The 17,039-nt window shown below is 60.3% G+C and carries 13 protein-coding genes; 6 read left to right on the forward strand and 7 right to left on the reverse strand.

The genetic code is table 11. The features are described 5' to 3' along the window. Positions 1-2: 2 nt before the first annotated feature. On the reverse strand, positions 3-1,340 hold the full coding sequence (locus IVA79_RS00095; protein WP_247549328.1) for a hypothetical protein: 1,338 nt from the start codon (positions 1,338-1,340) through the stop codon (positions 3-5). 7 nt (positions 1,341-1,347) lie between these two features. Then, positions 1,348-2,550 carry an acyltransferase gene (locus IVA79_RS00100; RefSeq protein WP_247549330.1) on the reverse strand — a complete coding sequence of 401 codons (1,203 nt, stop codon included), beginning with the start codon at positions 2,548-2,550 and terminating at the stop codon, positions 1,348-1,350. Between the two features lie 691 nt (positions 2,551-3,241). Here IVA79_RS00100 and IVA79_RS00105 point away from each other — a divergent pair. The 3 genes from IVA79_RS00105 (at position 3,242) to IVA79_RS00115 (ending at position 6,642) form a co-directional block, all read left to right on the forward strand. Next, on the forward strand, positions 3,242-3,700 hold the full coding sequence (locus IVA79_RS00105; protein WP_247549332.1) for a hypothetical protein: 459 nt from the start codon (positions 3,242-3,244) through the stop codon (positions 3,698-3,700). A gap of 31 nt (positions 3,701-3,731) precedes the next feature. Beyond that, a complete protein-coding gene (locus tag IVA79_RS00110; protein WP_247549334.1) occupies positions 3,732-5,963 on the forward strand; it encodes a Wzz/FepE/Etk N-terminal domain-containing protein in 2,232 nt (743 codons plus the stop codon). A gap of 391 nt (positions 5,964-6,354) precedes the next feature. Next, on the forward strand, positions 6,355-6,642 hold the full coding sequence (locus IVA79_RS00115) for a hypothetical protein (RefSeq protein ID WP_247549335.1): 288 nt from the start codon (positions 6,355-6,357) through the stop codon (positions 6,640-6,642). Positions 6,643-6,684: 42 nt separating this feature from the next. On the opposite strand, the gene IVA79_RS00120 is transcribed toward IVA79_RS00115, so the two are convergent. Next, entirely contained in the window at positions 6,685-8,115 is a 1,431-nt protein-coding gene (locus IVA79_RS00120) for an undecaprenyl-phosphate glucose phosphotransferase (RefSeq protein WP_249815826.1), read from the reverse strand. 260 nt (positions 8,116-8,375) lie between these two features. Here IVA79_RS00120 and IVA79_RS00125 point away from each other — a divergent pair, with 260 nt between their 5' ends. Together IVA79_RS00125 and IVA79_RS00130 are read left to right on the forward strand one after the other, a co-directional pair. After that, entirely contained in the window at positions 8,376-8,555 is a 180-nt protein-coding gene (locus IVA79_RS00125; protein WP_247549339.1) for a hypothetical protein, read from the forward strand. 171 nt (positions 8,556-8,726) lie between these two features. After that, the gene (locus tag IVA79_RS00130) at positions 8,727-9,464 is read left to right on the forward strand and encodes a metallophosphoesterase family protein (RefSeq protein WP_247549341.1); all 738 of its coding nucleotides are present in this window, start codon (positions 8,727-8,729) and stop codon (positions 9,462-9,464) included. Positions 9,465-9,541: 77 nt separating this feature from the next. Here IVA79_RS00130 and IVA79_RS00135 read toward each other — a convergent pair whose 3' ends face one another. Continuing rightward, entirely contained in the window at positions 9,542-9,808 is a 267-nt protein-coding gene (locus tag IVA79_RS00135) for a hypothetical protein (protein WP_247549343.1), read from the reverse strand. Between the two features lie 602 nt (positions 9,809-10,410). Between IVA79_RS00135 and IVA79_RS00140 the strand changes: the two genes are divergently transcribed. Next, a complete protein-coding gene (locus tag IVA79_RS00140) occupies positions 10,411-10,674 on the forward strand; it encodes a hypothetical protein (protein WP_247549345.1) in 264 nt (87 codons plus the stop codon). A 331-nt stretch (positions 10,675-11,005) separates the two neighbouring features. On the opposite strand, the gene IVA79_RS00145 is transcribed toward IVA79_RS00140, so the two are convergent. The 3 genes from IVA79_RS00145 to IVA79_RS00155 form a co-directional block, all read right to left on the reverse strand. Further along, positions 11,006-12,910 carry a diguanylate cyclase gene (locus IVA79_RS00145; RefSeq protein ID WP_247549347.1) on the reverse strand — a complete coding sequence of 635 codons (1,905 nt, stop codon included), beginning with the start codon at positions 12,908-12,910 and terminating at the stop codon, positions 11,006-11,008. Positions 12,911-13,113: 203 nt separating this feature from the next. Further along, a complete protein-coding gene (locus IVA79_RS00150; protein ID WP_247549390.1) occupies positions 13,114-15,255 on the reverse strand; it encodes a glycosyltransferase in 2,142 nt (713 codons plus the stop codon). Positions 15,256-15,276: 21 nt separating this feature from the next. After that, a complete protein-coding gene (locus tag IVA79_RS00155; protein WP_247549349.1) occupies positions 15,277-16,557 on the reverse strand; it encodes an HlyD family secretion protein in 1,281 nt (426 codons plus the stop codon). Between the last annotated feature and the right edge of the window lie 482 nt (positions 16,558-17,039).

Consider the following 17,039-nt stretch of genomic DNA (forward strand, 5'->3'; position numbering starts at 1 on the left):
TCTCACCTGCTCCCGCTGGCCGCCGGTATATCCGGGCGGAAGCCTTCCAATGACGGCATCGGCGGCCGCATGACGATTGGCACGGTGTCGCCCGCCCGTGCGGAGGCCGTACGTCGCGAGAACACTTCGCTGAAGCTCAATGCGATGATCAGGAGACCGGACGCCGGGCCATAGTTCAGCACAGTGATCGTGAACAAATTGACGACGAAGAGCAGCGTCAGTTTGTAGACGTCGGTCGCACCGAAAGTCGCCCGAAACACCATCACCATGAATGCCGCGAACGGAAGTCCGAACATCAGGTAGGTGCCGATGTAGAAATTGTCGACCGGCACCCAGAAGTGGGCGAGCGGCGAGAACAGCTTTTGCGGATAGTTGAAGCAGCCCGCCCCGCAGCCGGTCACCAGACCGATCGGCATGAGCTGATTCATGTAGACGAACGGCAACTGCCAGCTGTTGTTGATGCGGTCGACGATGCTGAACAGGGTCGAGTGCGGCACGGCGGCGGTTCCGGAAGCGACCACGATCATGAAGAACGGCACCAGGATCGCCGCAAACGACCACAGCGCGATGGTCCGGATCGCGGGGAAGCGCGACCTCTCCGGCAGCATTCGCACGAACACCAGCAGGAGCAGGTAGAGCACGAGGACGATCATCGTCGTCTTGCTCGTGGTCAGCTTGATGGCATAGATCGCGATGGAACCGAACAGCAGGCACCACGTGGTGCTCATGCGAATGGACGTGATCGCGAACGACACGAGGATGAAGAAGGCCGCCATGGTGTTGTCGGCGGCAAAGCCCATGAGGCGCTGGTCGTCGCCGCCATAGGCCCACCACAACCGGCCGGCCTCGCGTACCGCGCCGAAGGATTCGTATTTGTAGCCCACCCAGGGCATCAGGTAGAATTTCGTTAGGAAAACGCCGATCACCGACAGATAGAAGGTCACCGCGATGACCGACAACAGCTTTCGGTACGAGCCGAGGCTGGAATCGCAGAAGCAGAATCCGACAAATACCGGGAGCATCATCTTGAACGACGAGATCGCAGCGTTCATCGTTCCCATAAAGAAGTAGCCGAGCACAAGCGACAGCATGATCTGGGCCAGCACCAACAGCGCCAGGGTGCTGCGATTGCGCAGGACGCAGTGCACGAAGAACTGGACCAGGCACAGAAGCGCGACACCATCGGGCAGATACCAGAGCGGATCCACGTGATAGATGCTGGTGTAATAGCGGATCACGCCGCCGAAGGCGTCGCGGACCAGATAGACCCCGAGCGCGATCGCCTCGATATTGAGGCTGATCAGCGTGATTCGGGGGCGATGCAGCGCGAGGATCGTCATGTCCGGCTCAGTTCGTCTGCCGCGCAGGCGACGCGGAGAAATCGGGCCGGCTTCCAAGGACGTTCCGCATGAACCTGCCGCCGGGGATTTCGACGTAGCGATAGGTGAAGTGGGACACTGCCAGCACGGCGGCCAACGAGACCACGAGATTCAGCGTGGCCGGCAGACCGGCAAAGACCGAATCGAGAGTGGCGATCCGCCCTGCCCCAACGGCTCGCACAAAATATTCGGCGAGCAGCACGACGAGCGCGTGCACCATATAAATCGAGTAGGAACGTTTCCCGAGCCAGACCAGTGGCTTGGCCACCAGCATCCGCGGCACCAACAGCGCATCCGGAAAGGCCAATAGGCTGCCGAGGAAGATCGCAAACGTCACGGGCGCGAGGAAGGTTGACGCAGGACTGGTCTCCGCCAGGGACACCAGGACGATGCTGGCGATCATGGCGACGAATTGCAGCGCGCCCTGCGTGGTCGGGCTCGGCTTGGCCGGAAGGCGATCGACGATCCTGACCGTGAGCACGCCCAGAAAGAAACTCACGAAGCAGCGCAGGATGCCGAAATCGGTCTGAAGCCCGAGGCTCCTCTTGTCGAGCACGAAGATGATGAAGACAAGACTTCCGACCGCAAGCGCGCCGCAGAGGACGTAGAACCACAACAGGGAGCGCATGCGCTGGGCAAAGAGGACGATCAGGCCGAACACGAGATAGGTATAGAACTCGACACTGATGCTCCAGCTCGGCGCATTCCAGCTGAGATAGTCGATGAACCCCATCGAATGCAGCAGCAGGACGTTGAGAACGAAGGAATAGGCATTGTTCACTTCGAACGCCGCCGGCGCGGCCACAACGACACCCGCCATGACCAGGCTGATGCGCAGGAGGCGAAACAACAGATTTGCCATCAGCATGACGATGTGCAGCGGATAGACCCGCGCCAGCCGCCGCACCATGAACTCGCGCAGCGAGAAGCGCCCGAAGTCGCTCTCGACGTAGCTGAGCGACATCACGATCCCGCTGAGAACAAAGAACAGATCGACCAGCAGCCAGGAGCTTCTGAAGAACGAGCAGTTGATCCACGCATTGTGCGGGAACGCCGCGAGGAACGTCGGCATCAGCAGGAGATGGTGAATCACCACCGATGTCGCGGCGATACCCCGGATGCTGTCGAGCGGCAGGACATGCGCCTTCTCACGATGAACCAACTCCGTCACATCAACATTCCGTAGCTATTGCACCGCAGCAGTGTGTATCAGGACTTGCGCGTGTTCAATCTCTGCGATCGCGGACTCGCATTCGGCGCATGACGATCGACGATAATTTCAACGCTCGCAGTTCATTCGGACATGCGAGCGTCAAGTTCACGCCACTTTTGCCTGGGACCGCCGTGCGCCGGCGCGCAAATCAATTCAGGCGTGATGATTGCGAGTATTTGCGTGCAAAGTGTGCGCGAAATTCGGCGCTGTTGCGATCAAGGCGACCGCAAATCTTTGCATGCTGATGTCGCACTGATATTTTTCGCAGGCGGGAACCAATGACTCGCTGACGACTTGTGTCGGTTTTGCGACGCCTGAGCGCGCAAGCGCCTCATATGTTTTCAAGATGCAACATTCATAGGCGTGAGCGTGCCGATCTCGCAGGCATTGCATATCCTCATTTTGCAACCGATCGAAAATCAGGCAAGACGCCCGTTCTCGCGGCCCACCCTCTCAACTTTTGCGTCGCACAAAAATTGACACAGTTACCTGCCAGGTTTCGCCTGTTCTCCTATTGCAACAGGAGGAGGAAGGGACACGGATGGGCCGCGGACTAACAATTCGTCATGCAAGGCTACGATGGCTGACGATCGTCTTGGCAGCTTCTGCCTTGATGGTGTCGAGCATCGATACCTGCCGGGCTCAGTGCGTGGAATTTTCGGATCGTGCCTCGCAGCTCGAACTCGACACGTTCGTGAAATCGCCCTCCTCGCTTCTCGAGCGCCTGCGCAATGACAAGGAGAAGCTGAGATATCGGCTCGCCACCTATATCGCCACGAACCCATCCGTGTTGCCCTCCGTTCAGACACTGATCTCCGCTTCGACTTCGACCGATCGCTCGTCCATCGGCGCCGCGCTGAGGATCGCGGAAGGGCGGTGCACGTCGACGAAGCCGGAAGCCGCGCGCAAGATCAGGGATTTCTCGCAACGGATCGGTGATCTCAACGTGCAAGCGGGCTATTCCGCCGCGGGAGAGGACGCCTCCGGCGTCCAGGCTCAATCGCAAGACAAGGGCCGGACGCAACCGCCCCGAGGCGGGGCCCTGCTCGACGGTGAATGGAAGACCAAGCTGGCCAACCCGTTCAAGCCCGTCCCCCTTCCGAACTGATCAGCGATCGTCAAAGGACGCGAATTCAAAAATGTACCAGCCCAGAGAACATTTCCAGTCGGGACACAGATTCGGCATCGAATTCGGCGGGGCCGTCCTCAGCTTCGAGCGCGTGGCCGACGTCCTGCGCCGGCAATGGCCGATCATCGCGGCGTGCACCGGAGCTTCGCTGGCCCTGGTGATGGTCTACCTGGTCACGGCGCAGCCGATGTACACGGCGAATGCCCGAATCATGATGGATACCCGCCAGACGCAGGTGCTGGACAAGGACAGCAACGCCAACAGTGCCCTCATCGATACCGGCTACGTCGACAGCCAGGTCGAGGTCATCAATTCGGACGACCTGATTCTCTCGGTCGTCCGTCGCCTGAAGCTGACGGACGATCCGGAATTCAATGGCTCCAATCCAGGCCTGCTGTCCATCGTCCTCGGCAAGGTCATGTCGCTGTTTAGCTCCGGCGAAGCGGCGTCCCAGGAGCGTCTCGAACACGCCGTGGTCGAGCAGGTTCAGAAGAACCTGAGAACAGAACGCGTCCTGACGACGTATGTCTTGTCGATGAACTATCGCTCGCGAAGCCCCGACAAGGCGGCCAAGATCGTCAACGCCATCGCCAATGCCTACCTCGTCGGCGCCCTGGAAGCCAAATATCAGTCCACCAAGCGGGCAACCGAATGGCTCCAGCAGCGCAGCATCGAGCTGAGCGAGCAGGCAACGGCCAGCGATCGCGCCGTGCAAACCTTCAAGGCCGAGCACAACATCGTCGGAACCAGCCGCGGCCTGATGTCCGAGCAGCAATTGTCGGACCTGAACACGCAGCTGGTTCAGGCGCGGGCTGCGACGGCCGAGGCCAAGGCCCGGCTCGATCGGATCACCGCGATTTCGGACCAGGACGTCGCACAATCGACGGTGACCGATGCGCTCAACAACTCGGTCATCACACGCCTGCGCGCCCAATATCTCGACCTCCAGGCCCAATATGCCGACTGGTCGAGGCGCTATGGCAAGCAACATCTTGCGGCGGTCAATCTGGCCAACAAGATGGAAGAGCTGCGCAAGAACATCGCCGACGAGCTGCATCGGATCGGCGACGCCTATCGCAGCGACTATGAAATCGCAAAGAGCCGGGAAGCCTCGCTCGAGAAGAACGTGAAGGAGCTCGTCGCCCAGGCCGGCGATACCGGCCAGGCCGCAGTCAAGCTGCGCGACCTCGAAAGCGCCGCCGACACCTATCGCAACCTCTACAACAACTTCCTCGAGAAGCTGCAAAGCGCGACGCAGAATCAGAGCTTCCCGCTCAGCGAAGCGCGCCTGATCAGCACCGCCACCAAGCCCGATCGCAAGAGCTCGCCGCGTACGGTCTTGGCCATTGTCGGCGGCCTGGTGGGCGGCCTCTGCCTCGGCTTCGGCGTCGCATTTGGACGCGAACTGCTCAGCGACGTCTTGCGGACCCCCGCCGAGGTCGAGGAGGAGCTCGGCGTCAAGTGTCTCGGCGTCCTGCCCGACATTCGTCCGCCAACGACGACCGGCGCGTTGCTTTCGACGTCGGCCAAAACAGGCTCAGCCGATCTGTCCCGCTACGTCGTCGATCATCCATTCTCCCGGTTCGCCGAGACGCTGCGCAACATCAAGGTGTCGATCGATGTTGCGCGACTGACCCGCGAGATCAAGGTGATCGGCATCGTGTCTTCCCTTCCCAAGGAAGGTAAAACCACGGTGGCGGCCAATTTCGCGCAGTTGATCGCCCTCACCGGACATCGCACGGTCCTGATCGACGGCGATCTGCACACGCGCTCGCTGACCCGAGAGCTCGCACCCAACGCCAAGAGCGGGCTGGTGGAGGCCCTCAACGACCCCGCGAGCCTCGGCTATCATGTGCAGCGAAGCAAGGAGACGGGACTGGATTTCCTGCCGTCCGTCGTGGCTTCCCGCATGGTCAATTCGGCCGACGTCATTGGATCGAAGGCGATGGCCGAGCTGCTCAAGGTGCTGAGAGAGCACTACGAGTACATCGTGATCGATCTTGCCCCGGTGATGCCGGTGGCGGACTCCAAGGCCGTCAGCCTCCTGATCGACGCCATGGTCTATGTGATTGAATGGGGACAGACGACACGAAGCGCTCTTCAGGAGTCGGTTTCCGGGTCGGAAGTCCTTCAGAAGAAGTTGCTCGGCGCCGTGCTCAACCGCGCCAACCCGAAGATGCTCAAGCGCATCGAAGCGTACAAGGGCAAGCACCACAACAGCTACTATGTCGAGCATGCCTAGGCGGCTCGGCCTGCGCCCAGCCGAACTGTAACGACCTAAGGCCCGCTGCCATATTGGCAGCGGGCCTTTTCGCGTCTTGCGGAGCTGTCGCTGGAGGCAATCGAATGTGGCTTCGCGCACGAAGCCGGGTATTGCGCTAGGCCCACCGGACTGCCCAGGCCCCCGTATTCGTCCGGAATCCACAACTTGCAGTTATTGCTCTAGCCAAAAGCAAAGATTGACGAAGACGGTGATGGCTAGGACAGTGCGCGGATTGGCCGCCATCCATCGATAAGACGAGACAATCCGATCCTCGACGCCTCAAAATGCTGAAACTTTGGGCATCTTTCTTTTTGGGTTCCCTGAGGCTAACCTCAGCTCATATTTGTAGCTCTTTTCCGGCGGGCTCGGAATGCTGATCGTCCTGACGATTTTGACTATTTGGGTTCTGCTCAACATTCTGTTCGTGTTGATCGTGGTTCCCCCACGCAAGGCGCGTCGTCAGCCGATGGCGACGACGCTTTCACCGGCGCCCATCGCCCCCAGCCAACGAGAAATCGAGCAGGACGAACCCTTCTCGATCCGCCATGTCATCGTCTCGGTCGCGATGGGGGCATTCTTCGTGCTGGTGCCGCCGTTGCTCGCGTTGCGCGATGCGATCATGCGGCTCTTCGGCAGGTCGTCGCGAGATGGAACCTGATCGCTCGAGCCGGCGGTTCCAGATCATCGGGACATCGAGCGGCTAGTAGGCTTCCTGGAACATCACTGCGGATGCGGTGCGGGCCATGATCTTCAGATCGAGCCAGATACTCCAGTTGCTGACGTACCAGACGTCGTACTCGACCCGCTTCTCCATCAGATCGATCGTCGGCGTTTCGCCTCTGAACCCGTTCACCTGCGCCCAGCCGGTCAGGCCCGGCTTCATATGATGCCGGTAGACGTATTTGCTGATGAGCTCGTCATAGTAATTGTCATGGGCCAGCGCGTGCGGACGCGGTCCAACCAGTGACATGTCCCCGCGCAGCACGTTCCAGAGCTGCGGCAGTTCGTCGATGCTGGTCATGCGAAGGAACCGTCCGATTTTTGTGACCCGGGCATCCTTCTTGGTCGCCTGCGTCACCGTCTCGCCATTCTCGCTGACGGTCATGGTTCGGAACTTCCAGATCTCGAACGGCCTGCCGTTAAAGCCGCGGCGCGACTGCCGGAATATGACGTTTCCCGGGGAATCCAGCTTGATCAGCATGGCAACGGTCAGCAGCAGCGGCGTCAGCATCACAAGCGCGAACACGGCCACGCCAACGTCGAGACAGCGCTTTTGCAATCGCTCGAGAATGGTCAGAGGCGGCCGCTGGATTTCAACCGCTACGGTTCCGCTGACCGGCAGGAAGGGACGGGCTACCAGATCGGCGACCGGGTCGTCCGGCAGCAGGCGTATGGGCTGTGGGACGGCACGCAAATATGGCCCCAGCTTGCGGAGCATCGGCAGTTCGTTCCAGTCGATCGCAAGCAGATATTCGTCGACATCAGCCGAGCGCGATTGACGGATCACGTCGCGAATCTGCCGCTCCCATTGGCCGTCATCCCGATCGGCGCCGAGCACGAAATGGCGCATGACATCGAAGCCATTCCTCCGCAAGTCTTTGAAGCGGCTCGAGGTGAAATCGAGCGGCTTGAGGCTGAGCAGGATCACCTTGCGATCGACCAGCCGGCTTCTCGCAAAGCTCGTGCCGAACACCGCCTGCCAGACGAAGCGGAGGCTGATCAAGCCGAGTCCGCCGATCACGGCGAACACGATGACAGTGCCGCGGGACAGATTGTCCGTCGACTTCAGCAGGAAGGCCGCGACGGCGAGGATCGTCAGCGACGTCAGCCAGATAAACACCGCCTTTCGAAGCTGCCACACGACATTGAGCAGGCGGTGCGTGGCGTAGACGTCCCGGAAATAAGCGACCGCGACGAACACAACGCCGACAAACAACCCCGCTCCCACCGAAGCGCCATCCGGGGGCGAAGCAACGGCGGCGCCGTACAGCGACGCTCCGGCGGCATAGCTCAACAAGATCAGCAGAAAGTCGGCAGCCATGACGACGATCTGAAATGGTCTCTGAAGAGAACTGCCGCGCGTCGACGACAGCGCGTGAACGTTTTCAGAACCATAAGTTGCAACAGCCATTCGAACCTCTGTCAATCGAGAGAGTGCCTGACGCTCATCGTGATGCTGAAGACTCGTCACTTCCCCGCACGGAAAGTGTTGGTTGATCGCAGCGAGATTGTGGCGCTGCACGCAAAACTTTTGCGGCGCACGGATGATGCGCGATGTTGAAATACGCAGCGAAATTCGGCGCGCTGAAAATGTCGTCACAGTGATGACATATGAGCGAACGTGTTGCCCTATTTTGAATCAAGTTCCACGTCCTGCGCGATGCCTGGTCGTTGCGTGAGCGCCTCGTCGCTCATCTTTCAGGCGATGCAATCTCCGGTGAAGCGCAGTTGATCACTTGCGAGAATTTCAAGGGATTTCTATCTGCGCGTGCGCCGCAAGAATTCGCCAAGGCATGCATCTTTGCCGCGCCCTTCTGTTCAGCGATGCAATTCTTGCGCACCGACCGTTGACGCTGCCCGTCGATAACAAGGTCGGCAAAAAGTGCCGCCCTTCTTTCGGCGTGATCGCGCCGGAGAACTAGGACGCTCCCTCTCCGAATTCACGTTGTTCGTGTTGGATGGAAGCCCTCCGGTGCCGGCGACTTGGGGAAATTTTTTCCGCAACCCGATCGATTGAGCGCCATGATATCTCTCGCCCGACCACGCCCGCCCATCCCCAAACCGCAATTGCCGGAGGGAGTTCGCATCTATGCGATCTCGGATATTCACGGATGCGCGCATCTGCTCCAGCCTATGTTGCGGGTGATCGACGCCGACGTTGCCCGCAGCCGGCCGCGCTATGCGATCGAGGTCTTCATGGGCGATTACATCGATCGCGGCCCGGATACGCGTGCCACTCTCGACGTCCTGGTCGAACGGAGCCGCCGGGGAAACGCAGTTTTCCTCAAGGGAAACCACGAGGCCTTTCTTGTGAGGGTGTTCGAAGATCCTTCATTGTTCGAGGATTGGATTGCCGTCGGCGGGACCCAGACGTTGATGTCCTACGGGCTCGCCCCACCGGACCTGAAGCGCGACGAGCCGGCATCGATATTGCGCGACTTGATCAGGGCAATGCCCACCGAGCATCTGGAATTCCTGGACAATCTGCGGCTGAGCTTCAGTTGCGGCGACTTCTTCTTCGTTCACGCCGGCGTTCGCCCGGGCGTCCCACTGGCCGAGCAGACGGAGCGCGATCTGCTCTGGATTCGCGAAGAGTTCCTGCAGAGCGAGGAGCAGTTCGGCAAATATATCGTGCATGGACATACGCCGGTCCGCAGTGCCGAATTCCTGGCAAACCGCGTCAACATCGACACCGGCGCCTATGCGACCGGCAACCTCACCCTGATGAGCATTCAGGGCAGCCGCATGCTCGCGGTGTGAGGCGACAACCGCCTGCCACTGACGCGAGACGGCTTCGCAAGGATGCGTCTGGGGTTATCGGCGAGCTCGGGCAAACCCTAGTTGAGCAACGACGGCTGCTCCAGCCGCGCACGCGTCTGCGCCATCCAGTCGCTCCAGGCGCGTTCGTGCTTGATGTAGAGTTCCACCCAGCGTTCGCCGTGCCGGGCCTGACGGACGCGCGCCGCTTCGCCGATCAAGTCGGCGTCCGGCTTGTCCAGCGCCTCGAACTCGACCGTTTCCGAGATCGTCAGGCCAACGAGCACGCGCTGTCCGGCGCCATCCACGATGTAGCGTCGTGGAGCGTCCTTCTTAGGCTCGCTCATGTCATCATGCCCCGTCGTTTCAGTGTGAAGCTGGATGCCGACAGCGAATGAGACGACATCTAAAAAGCTCGCCTGGGGTGGCCGAACGTTGAGGTGGGTTGGGAGGTCTGGTGGGAAGCGTAGGATGCGTGAGCACCTCTTCGTTGGACGCGCCAAGCACGCAGCGCGTATCCAAGGATGAGGCCTGCGCCGAAGATGGAAGCGGAGACAAACGTAGAAGTCATGGAAGTCGCCCTGGATAGTCCTGCTCTCATCAAGAGCGATCAGTGTGTCGACATCATGATTCTTGATCACTCATAGGCGCCGAAAAATTGTTCAAGGTCCGATACTCTCGTGTGCATGAAGCACCCGTGCCGAGCCTGCTGGCTCTGCCACATCTCGCCTCGATCGGCGACGATCACCGAACACTCTGTATAGCGACCACTCTATATAAGAGAGAGGGATGCGCTCCGCGGCTCGGCCGCACATTGGCCGAGCAGATGCGCCTGGCAGACCTCGTCCCACGACCGGGAATTTCGGGCAGATCGGTCGAGCCATGCCCTTGCAACCGTCCCGCGGCCGTCGCATTATTTCGCGTCGCATTTCAGAGGGATTCAAATCCAATGAACTTCCGGACCCTTATTCCATCCATTGCCCTGGCCGCCCTTGGCCTCACCGTCACGGTCTCCGTCGCCCCCGCCGCCGAGCTTGCGGTCGCTCCGTCACACCGGGCGGCCGCCGTCCAAGGCGGGCTTGTGCTGTGGGACGACGTTTACCCACCCGCGGTCTATGGTCCCCAGCTTCGTCCGGTCGAAGAAGTCGCAGCCATGAAGGCGCAGGCACGGCCGGTGTCCCAACGCTGGTGGGGATATTGGTACGTCCGGTAAGTTCAAGAGTGCTTGGCGGAGGCCGAGTCGGGCTGGACTACGACTGCCGCCGCACCGGACCACCGGATGGCGGCAGATTTCTTATCGGATGGAGAAATGAGAGCTCGCGACCGAGGACGTCTCCTGACTTGGGCAGAATTGGGCTCGTTCCGCCAAAGGAGAATATTGAAGAACTGAGAAAGGTCCGGGTCGCGGAAGCAACCGAGACGCTCCTTGACGAGAATATTTGCGGCGGTAGCTAATCCGGCGCTCGAGGCTTTCTGGCCTCAATGTGAGACGGCACGCGGCCCCTCTATTGCGACGACCCTAGCGCATGATTCTTGGCCGGCATTCAAGCCCGTATCGAGCCGGGCCACGCGATTATCTGCCCTGACATCACAAGGCCATTGCGCCCGCTCTCCTTTGCGGCATATAGCGCCCTATCCGCAGCCGCTATCAATGACGCGCAATCGGCCTTGTCCGCAAGCGCCACATGCGTTGCGCCGCCAATGCTAACAGTGACCTGCTTGGACGGCGGGTTGAGCGTGTGCAGGATGCCGAGTTCCTGGATCGCTCGTTGAATTTGCTCGCCGACCAGCTTGCACCCTCCCGCATCAGTATTCGGTAACAGCAAGGCGAATTCCTCACCGCCGTACCGAGCCGCCACGTCCGCCGGCCGTCTTGCCTGTTCCGCCAGCACCCTGGCGATTGAGCGAAGACACGCGTCGCCGGCCTGGTGACCGTACTGATCGTTGAAGCTCTTGAAATGATCGACGTCGATCAGCAACAGCGATAACGGCGCGACGTCGCGTCTGGCCCGATCCCATTCCGCCGCCAGCCGCTCGTCGAAGTGCCTGCGGTTTGCCAATGCCGTCAGGCCATCCGAAATCGCGAGAGCCGAGAGCTTATCCTCCAGATCCTTGCGTTCAGTCATGTCGCGCGAGATCGCCACCACGCCGTTGATATCTCCACTCTGCGGACTCCTGGTGACGCGCAGCGCAGTTTCGATCCAGACCTCGCTTCTTTCGCGATGACGGGTGCGATAGGTAATTCTCGCCTCTTCGGCTTCGCCGTCCATCAACGCGGAGATCGCTTGCTCAACCCGAGCCAAGTCCGCGGGATTGATCCCGGCTAGGGTTGACGTATTCACCAACTCGTTCGGAGCCCAGCCAAGAACCCGAGCGCTAGATGGCGACGCATAGAGAACCTGTCTATCGATCCCGATGCGCATCACCATATCTCCCGACTGCTCTGCGAGGAGGCGAAAATCCGCTTCCTTGGCGACCAGAGCTGCGGCCATCTTTTGCCGCCGGTGCAGCTGATGCACCAGCAAGAGTCCCGCAACCCCCAGCCCTGCTGTCAGCCCCAGGACCGCAGCCGTGCGCCCCAGAGCGGCTCTGCGCCATGGGGCCAAGACGTCGTCTTCGGATTCCGTAGCAACCACGAGAACCGGGTAGCGACTGCTCTGTTGATAAAAGCTCAGACGCCGAACCCCGTCGAGAGGCGACGTGAAGTCGTAGGCGCCCGCGGCGGGCCGCTCGCGGAGGGTCCTAAAAAGCGGGGCGCTGGACAGATCGCGACCTGTGTATCCGTTGTCCGGGCTACGTGCGAGGACAACGCCGTCTGCGGTCGCCAGCGCAACTGAACCATTCCGGCCAATGTCGAACCCGCCATAAAACTGCAGAAAATAGGCAACGTCGATTGTCGTAAGGGCGACGCCGGCAAAACTGCCGTCAGGATGATTGAAGCGCCTTGACGCGGGGATGATCCATTGCCCGGCTGATCGACTCCTCACCGGATGTCCAATGAAGGTTCCCCGGTCAGCTACGACACGATGATGCTGGAAATACTCCCGGTCGCTGTTGTTGAGACCGGCGAATTCCACGGACTCGCTGGTTGCGAGCCAGCGCCCCGTCTCATCGTAGATGAACACTGCCCGGATTCGATTCGCAGCCTTGCGCCGGGAAAGAAAGGCCTGAATCTTGGCAATTGCCGTAGGGCCAGTTCCTTCCAGTTCGAGCTGGCCGACCAGCACATTTAGAACAGTGTCCGTGAGCTCGAAAGTGTCGTCCGCGTGTTGCGTCAGCGATCGGGCCAGATTGGCCATGTCCGTTTCGGAGCTCTTCAGCGTCGCCTGTCGCGAGGACCACTCCCGCCAACCACTGACTGCGACAATCGCCACGCAGGCGACCGCCACAAATACGGATGCCCAGAATGTCAGACGGCCTTGGCGAAATTCGCTGCGGTGATCGGACAAAAGATGTTTCCTCCACCCTGAAACCCAAGACGACTCGGGTTATGACAGGCGTGCCCATTTTCGGTTGAGGTTTGTGGCAGAACATGGAAGGCGGCTCACCGCATCCAGACCCGGCTCGTATCGATCGACAGCTCGCGGACCAGTCGATGAGCACAAGGCCCAATACCGTCAGTTCAGTCGATGACCTTGAGCACCCAAGCCGGCTAAAGCGAGGTTCTGGTGAAACATGTCGGATGCAGGCTCCGAACTCCGGCGAGATGTTCCAAATCGCCGATCCGCGGTTGCGGCCGGATGAGGAAGCTCTCAGCCGGCAAACGCTCAGCCGGCAAAGGCGCCGCGGATTTCTTGCTACCTGTCTCAATCTGAGGCAACGGCGCTGCCATTGACCAGATGCTCTTGAGCATCGTCCTGTTCACCGACCACGCGATAATACTGCTCTCCTTCAGGCGGGCGACGGTAAAGAGCTTGCGGATCAACAGGTCTCGTTCAAGCGACTGCGGCAATTTGAACTGCACCCCGACGAGCTGACCTCTTTGTTGTACGATCATCGCGTCGATCCAGCCCGCCTGCATGATGTGTACGCGCAGCGGTTCTCCGCTGCGTGGACAGGCGATGCCGGAGTCGAGCAGGACGCCAGCGCCGGAAAGGGAGATGTTGCTCATGCGCCCGGAAAGCAGCTCACCGGTCTCAGTATGGATCCGGACTGATTCGTCGACATCGAAGCGTTCCTCGGAACGTCCCATCCGCGCCTGCAGCGAGGTCATGCAGACGAAGAAGAGCACGACGATGTTCACGACCGACCAGAAGGCGACCATCGGCAAAGCGGCCGGATGATCGATGATCCGCCATTCTGGGATGGTATTCAGAACGAGGCCAACAACCGTCAACGCCATCAAGGCCGCCGACGGCCAGAATATCTCCGCGGCATAGCTTGCGCTCCGTGCGGCGGCTCCCTTGGGCGTCACTCTGAACGCATGTCCCTTCGGCTTGACGAGAGTCCCGAGCACGGTCGGTAGAATCTTGAAGCTCTGGATGGTCGCCGACACCTGAGCAGCGAGTGGAAAATGCACGTGTGGCGCGAACCAGGAGATACCGCCGTTGAGCGCCAGGATCGCGGGAAACAAGTAATAGAAGACCGACTCAGGGGTGACGTCGACGACAGGCGCGAGGCCGGTCCACATGAACACGATCGGAACCAACACGACCATGAGCGCCCGCAAGCCCAATGAGAGCCAATGCGTCGGAAAGAAGAGGAGCCGATGCATCAAGCTCAGTCCGGGCCCGAGCGGGCCGTCGGCAAGATACAGGGTCTGGATCGCGCCACGCGCCCAGCGTTGCCGTTGCACAAAAAAGGCACCAAGGCTTTCTGGCGCCAATCCAATTGCCAGCGGTTCGCAAAGATAACGGGTGACGTATCCTTTGCGCAGCAGGACCAACGTCAGCAGGATGTCTTCCGTAATGGACTGGGTCGGCAAGGAATCGCCCACCGCGCGGAGTGCTGCACGGCGGGTGACGGAGTTGGATCCACAACAAAAAGCACCATCCCAGCCGTCGCGCGCGGGCATGATGGAATCGAAGAAGAACCGTTGTTCGTCCGGCAGCCCCCTGTGCAGGCCGAGATTCGCCTGCATCGGGTCCTCATTGTAGAAGGAGTGCGGGATCTGAACGATTCCGATCTTTGGGTCGGCGAAGAAGCCCATTGTACGCATCAGGAAATTGCGCTGCGGCACGAAGTCCGCGTCAAAGATCGCGAAGAACTCGCCATGCGTCATTGTCAGCGCATGATTGATATTGCCTGCTTTCGCATTCAAATTGTCGGAACGGGTGAGATACCCGGCACCCTTGCGCTGGCAGAGTTCCTTGAGCCAGGGCCTGCGACCATCATCCAGGACCCAGACCTGGAAGTTTGGATAGTCCAGACACAGTGCGCCCGTGATCGTCTTTTCCAGCACCTCGAACGGCTCGTCATAGGTTGGGATGAAGACGTCGACCGAGGGCAGCTCATCATCCGGCAGGCCGCGAAGCCGACGTTCGTGCTGATCTGCCTCGCTGCGGCGATCGGTCCTGCGAAGGAAGGTCAGATAGAGAATGAACTGATCCGTGAAGGTCAGGAGTTCAACGAAGAGACAGAACCAGATCCAGCCGACCTGATACCAGGTCCCGCTTGCCGGCAGCACCGTGGTGAAGATACGCCATTCGAGATAGCGGGCAACGACAAGCCAGACCGCAACAAAAATCGCGACACGCGCCCAAAGGCGCGCGGCTGCAAAGGTCGGCGCCAACAGATACATCGCCGCAAAGACACCCAGCATCGGCGCGAACAGCTGAGCGAGAGATAGAGTCATGACCTGCACGGAATTTCTCGCTCACAGGGATGACTGGTTGAGGTCCAGCCGAGCGGTCAGCCATTTCAGCTTCGAGCTGACCAAGCGAAGCAGGCCGTCGGCTCTGCGCTCGAAGCGCACTTCGGCCAACCGACCGATATCGCAGGAGCCGTTGTGGTCGGCCGCCGTCTCGTTGGGCGGTAACGAGATCTCAACGGTGATATTGCCCGGATCAGGCCGCGGCACCCGAGCCGCGAGCAGTCGATCATCGGCGTACGCCGCCGAGCCGCGAACTTGCCGGACCAGGCCGGTCTTCCACTCTCGACTCCCGATCAGGCGGACAGTCGCCGCATCTCCGGCCTTGATCTTCTCGAAATCGCGCTCGGGCAGTTCAACAACGATGAATCGGCGTTCGCAATCCGCAAAATCGAAGACCGATTGCCCTTCCGTGACCATCGAGCCGGGGCTGGCCGCGACCGACCAGACCACATGGGCTGCAGGCAACGATAGATCGTAGTGTTGAAGGCGATCAAGTCGAGCGCGTTCCTCTGCGATTTCTGCGGCCAGCTGTGCGGAACGTGAGCTGTTCTGCAGCAGGTCCGTCTCGAGCTCCTGGCGGCGGAGAACAAGCCGCTCGCGCTGCTGCTGAGAATAGGGCACGTCATTGGCATCGCCACGAAGATAAATGCCCCTCTCGGCCGCCGCCAACTCGGTCTTGAAGCGCTGCAGGCGTTCATCGGCCATCTGGCATCGCGTTGCGGTTGCCTCCTGAGACGCTCGGGCCTCGGCCGAACGGATCTGTGAACTGATGCCGAGCTTAACGAGCCTCTCCATCCGGCCCGCGACATCGTTCCGCTGCCGCGCCTCGGCGAGACAGCCGCCTCTTTCAGCCTCTGTTTCTCCGATCTCGTGGCTCAAGCGCGCCATCGCCCCCAAACGATAGTCCTCGCTGCGCTCGCCGAGCTTGCGATCGAGCTCGGCGATTTCCTGAAGTTGCCGACGGGTGAGCTCTGCGCGTTTGGTGGACATGGCAAGCTGCTGATCGAGGTCCATGAGGTGCCGGCGATCCGACGAACGCGCCTCGACCAGCGACACGAGCCGAGTGCGCTGGAAATATTCACCTTTGCGTGGAAGTTCAGGCGCGAGCTGACCTGCGATCGGTGCAGTCACTCGCATGAGCTCGGCGTTGACGAAGGCGGAGGGAGCTATTCTGTAGGTCACATACGGCAACAGGGCCCATCCGCTCAGAGCGATGATGCCGAGCGCCACGGATCGCCGGACAGTTCGGCTACGAATGAAGCGTTCGACATACAAGCGGGCCACGACTGAATCTCCAATGCGCTTTGGTCGCTACGCCTGCCTCAGCGAAGGCAAGCCAATCGCCGCGGCCCGCCCAGCATTGTCATGAAGTCTGCGCCTGAGGCACTGAGCCATCCGGCAGCATTGCTGCTAGCCGAAATCGGGGTCGTCGCGATCGCAGACTCGTCTTCGCAACCATGAGACGTGTACCTAGGTTTCACCACATTAGGTTAATTTGTGTCAAAACCGGAAGACTACGGCCCGAACAGAGATCGAGATGTGTCGGCGCGCCATTGGCAGCGATCTTCTCCACTTGGACGCGCGATAGCGATTTTCAGGAAAAAGATGAAACGGCCCGCAATCACCTGAAAGCGATCTTCTCGAAGACGGACGCACCGCCAGTCGGAGCAGGGCACGCTCGTTTCTCAGGTGGGGTGAGCGAGCGTCTGCTGAGAAAGGCGCCGCGGGAGCCGATTGTGAGATGACGTTGACCCTGCCGTTCCAGA

Source organism: Bradyrhizobium sp. 138 (assembly GCF_023074075.1).
Classification (GTDB): domain Bacteria; phylum Pseudomonadota; class Alphaproteobacteria; order Rhizobiales; family Xanthobacteraceae; genus Bradyrhizobium.

What these genes read in the sequence shown, in the direction of transcription:
- IVA79_RS00095 (WP_247549328.1), bottom strand. Translation starts at nt 1,340, where the DNA reads ATGACGATCCTCGCGCTGCATCGCCCCCGAATCACGCTGATCAGCCTC.
- IVA79_RS00110 (WP_247549334.1), top strand. Translation starts at nt 3,732, where the DNA reads ATGTACCAGCCCAGAGAACATTTCCAGTCGGGACACAGATTCGGCATC.
- IVA79_RS00115 (WP_247549335.1), top strand. Translation starts at nt 6,355, where the DNA reads ATGCTGATCGTCCTGACGATTTTGACTATTTGGGTTCTGCTCAACATT.
- IVA79_RS00120 (WP_249815826.1), bottom strand. Translation starts at nt 8,115, where the DNA reads ATGGCTGTTGCAACTTATGGTTCTGAAAACGTTCACGCGCTGTCGTCG.
- IVA79_RS00130 (WP_247549341.1), top strand. Translation starts at nt 8,727, where the DNA reads ATGATATCTCTCGCCCGACCACGCCCGCCCATCCCCAAACCGCAATTG.
- IVA79_RS00135 (WP_247549343.1), bottom strand. Translation starts at nt 9,808, where the DNA reads ATGAGCGAGCCTAAGAAGGACGCTCCACGACGCTACATCGTGGATGGC.
- IVA79_RS00140 (WP_247549345.1), top strand. Translation starts at nt 10,411, where the DNA reads ATGAACTTCCGGACCCTTATTCCATCCATTGCCCTGGCCGCCCTTGGC.
- IVA79_RS00150 (WP_247549390.1), bottom strand. Translation starts at nt 15,255, where the DNA reads ATGACTCTATCTCTCGCTCAGCTGTTCGCGCCGATGCTGGGTGTCTTT.